Source organism: Streptomyces sp. HSW2009 (assembly GCF_040240285.1).
Classification (GTDB): domain Bacteria; phylum Actinomycetota; class Actinomycetes; order Streptomycetales; family Streptomycetaceae; genus Streptomyces.
Genome location: NZ_JBEHZD010000734.1, coordinates 1 through 3,176, shown reverse-complemented (window position 1 = coordinate 3,176; position 3,176 = coordinate 1). Strand labels below are relative to the sequence as shown.

The following is a 3,176-nucleotide window of genomic DNA, read 5'->3' as shown; positions in this document are numbered from 1 at the left end:
CCCCCCCGCCCCCCCCCCCCCCCCCCCCCCCCCCCCCCCCCCCCCCCCCCCCCCCCCCCCCCCGGCCCCCCCCGCGGGCCCCCCCCCGCCCTCCGTACGACTGCCCACATGGATGCCCGTACCACTGCTCGGGCCACTGCCCCCACCACTTCCCGCACCACCGGACAGCGCTCGCCGCTGCGCCGAGCACCCCACCCGCGACCGGAGAGGACGCAGACCACCGATGACAGCCCACCGCAGGGAACCCGAACCCGCCGGGCCGCTGGACGCCGGGTTACTCTCCCCGGTCCGGGCCGCCACGCCCGTCGAAGCCGAGGTCGACGACCGGGCGTGGCTGCGGGCCATGGTCGAGGCCGAGGTCGCGCTGGCCCGCGCGCAGGCCAGGCTCGGCACGGTCCCGGCGGAGGCGGCGTCGGTGATCGCCGCGGTCGGCGCCGACACCGAGTTCGACCCGGTGGCCCTCGCCCACGCGGCACGCGAGACGGCCAACCCGGTCGTCGGCTTCGTGCAGGCGCTGACCGCGGCCGTCGCCGACCGGGACGCGGTCGCGGCCGACTACGTGCACCGCGGCTCCACCAGCCAGGACGTGCTGGACACCGCGGCCATGCTGGTCACCCGGCGGGCCATCGCCGTCATCCTGACCGATCTGGCGCGCGCCGCGACCGCCCTGGCCCGGCTGGCCGGCGAACACCGCGACACCCCGATGGCCGGCCGCACCCTCACCCTGCACGCCGTGCCCACCACCTTCGGCCTCAAGGCCGCGGGCTGGCTCGACCTGGTCCGGCAGGCGGCCGACCGCCTCCAGACCGTGTCCGACACGCTTCCCGTCGAACTCGGCGGCGCGGCCGGCACCCTCGCCGGCTACCTGGAGTACGCGGGCCACGGCGAGGGCACGACCGGACCCACACCGGCAGGACCCACACCGGAGGCCGACCGCTACGCCGAGGCGCTGATCGCCGCGTACGCCGACGAACTCGGCCTCGCCGTACCGCTGTTGCCCTGGCACGTGCTGCGCGCCCCGCTCGCCGACATCGCCGCGGCCACCTCGTTCCTGGCCGGCGCGCTCGGCAAGATCGCCGTGGACGTGCAGTCGCTGGCCCGCACCGAGGTCGGCGAGGTCAGCGAGCCGGGGCCGGCCGGCCGCGGCGCCTCATCGGCCATGCCGCACAAGCGCAACCCGGTCCTGGCCACCCTGATCCGCTCGGCCGCACTCCAACTGCCGCAGCTCGCCGCCGGGTTGTACGGCTGCATGCTCGCCGAGGACGAGCGCTCCGGCGGCGCCTGGCACGCCGAGTGGCAGCCGCTGCGCGAATGCCTGCGGCTGGCCGGCGGCGCCGCGCACACCGCGGCCGAACTCCTGGAGGGGCTGACCCCGCACCCGGAGCGGATGCGCGCCAACCTGGCGCTGACCGGCGGGCAGATCGTCTCCGAACGGGTGGCGGCCCGCCTCACCCCCGCCCTCGGCAAGGTCCGCGCCAAGGCACTGCTCGGCGCCGCAGCCCAGACCGCCGCCGCCCGCGGCTGTGGACTGGCCGAGGTACTGGCCGGCCTGCCCGACGTCACCGACCACCTGACCGAGGAGGAGATCCACGGGCTGCTCGACCCCGCCCGCTACACCGGGGCGGCGCGAGCGCTCACCGACCGGGCCCTGCGCGGGCCTGGCCGGGGCACCACTGACACACCGAGCCGGCCCAGCGCCGGACCGCAAGGGAGCACCACAGCATGACCCCCACAGATCACCGCACGTCCCGACTGCCATCGCTGACCGGCCTGCGCTTCATCGCCGCGCTGATGGTGTTCGCCTTCCACGTGGCCTGGGAGCGGTTCTTCCGCGACCCGCAGGTGCAGGGCGACTACGCGGACGTCGTCAACAAGGCCGGCTGGATCGGCGTCTCGTTCTTCTTCGTGCTGAGTGGCTTCGTACTGGCCTGGTCGCGCCGGGAGGGCGACTCCGCGCCCAGCTTCTGGCGCCGTCGGATCGCCAAGGTCTATCCGGGGCACCTGGTCACCGCGCTGGTGGCGTTCTGGCTGATCTCCCGCACCGACGGGATGCTGGCCGCCGCCGGCACCGTCGACACCGACGAGGCGATCACCAACCTGCTGCTGATCCACTCCTGGTGGCCCGAGTACAACATCTTCCTCAGCGGCAACGCCGTGAGCTGGTCGCTCGCCTGTGAGCTCTTCTTCTACCTGGCGTTCCCGCTGCTGTGGCGCGGCATCAAGCGCATCCCCACCGCCCACCTGTGGACCGCGACCGCCGTCGTCACGGCCGCCATCATCTGCGTGCCGCTGCTGGCGAAGCTGGTCACCGAGGACCCGGTGATGATGCTGCCGGACGGCGTCGCGAGCCTGAAGCAGTACTGGTTCGTCTACATCTTCCCGCCGGTGCGCGCCCTGGAGTTCGTCCTCGGCATGCTGCTCGCCCGGGTCGTCGCCGAGGGCAAGTGGTTCCGGCTGCCGCTGATCGTGCCGATCGCGCTGTTCGCCGTCGGCTACTACCTGGCCGCGCAGGAAGTCCCGTACCTGTACAGCCTGGTGGCCGCCACCATCATCCCCATCGCGCTGCTGATCCCGGCCGCCGCCGACGCCGCCCTGCGCGGCGGCGGGAGCTGGTTCGCGAGCAAGCCGATGGTCTGGCTCGGCGAGCGCTCGTTCGCCTTCTACCTGGTGCACCTGCTGGTCCTGCTGTACGGGCACGACTGGCTGGGCCGCGGCAAGAACTGGGACACCACCCAGGCGGTCTTTGTGATCCTGGGCTTCCTGCTGGTCAGCCTGGCGATCTCGGCCGTGCTGTACGAACTGGTGGAGAAGCCCGGCATGCGCCTGCTGAGCGGCGCCAGGCCGCGGCCGGCGGCGGGCGGCGCGGCCCGGCCGGCGGACCGGGGCACCGGCGCGGCGACCGCCGGCGCGGGCGACCGGGACGAGGCCGCGGACGGCGAGCACGGTGCGGACGGCGCGGACGGCGCACGGGCCGCGAAGGTGCCCAGCAAGACCTGATCCGACGCGGACGGGGGGGGGGCCCCCCCGGGGGGGGGGCCCCCCCCCCCCGCGCCCCGGGCCGGCCCCCCCCGGGGGGCCCCCCCCCGGGCCGGGCGGGGCCCGCGACGGCTCCCGGGGCGAGACCGGAGGCGAGGGCGAGGCCCGCGCGGCGACGACGGAGAAGGGCGACGGCGAGC

The 3,176-nt window shown here is 75.4% G+C and carries 2 protein-coding genes; both read left to right on the top strand.

Going from position 1 to position 3,176, the window contains the following annotated elements:
• Positions 1-223: 223 nt before the first annotated feature.
• Positions 224-1,726, top strand: a complete 1,503-nt coding sequence (locus AAHZ94_RS31460) for a nitrosuccinate lyase (protein WP_349997120.1) — start codon at positions 224-226, stop codon at positions 1,724-1,726.
• On the top strand, positions 1,723-2,997 hold the full coding sequence (locus AAHZ94_RS31455) for an acyltransferase family protein (RefSeq protein WP_349997119.1): 1,275 nt from the start codon (positions 1,723-1,725) through the stop codon (positions 2,995-2,997). The genes AAHZ94_RS31460 and AAHZ94_RS31455 overlap by 4 nt, the downstream gene beginning before the upstream one ends.
• Positions 2,998-3,176: the final 179 nt, after the last annotated feature.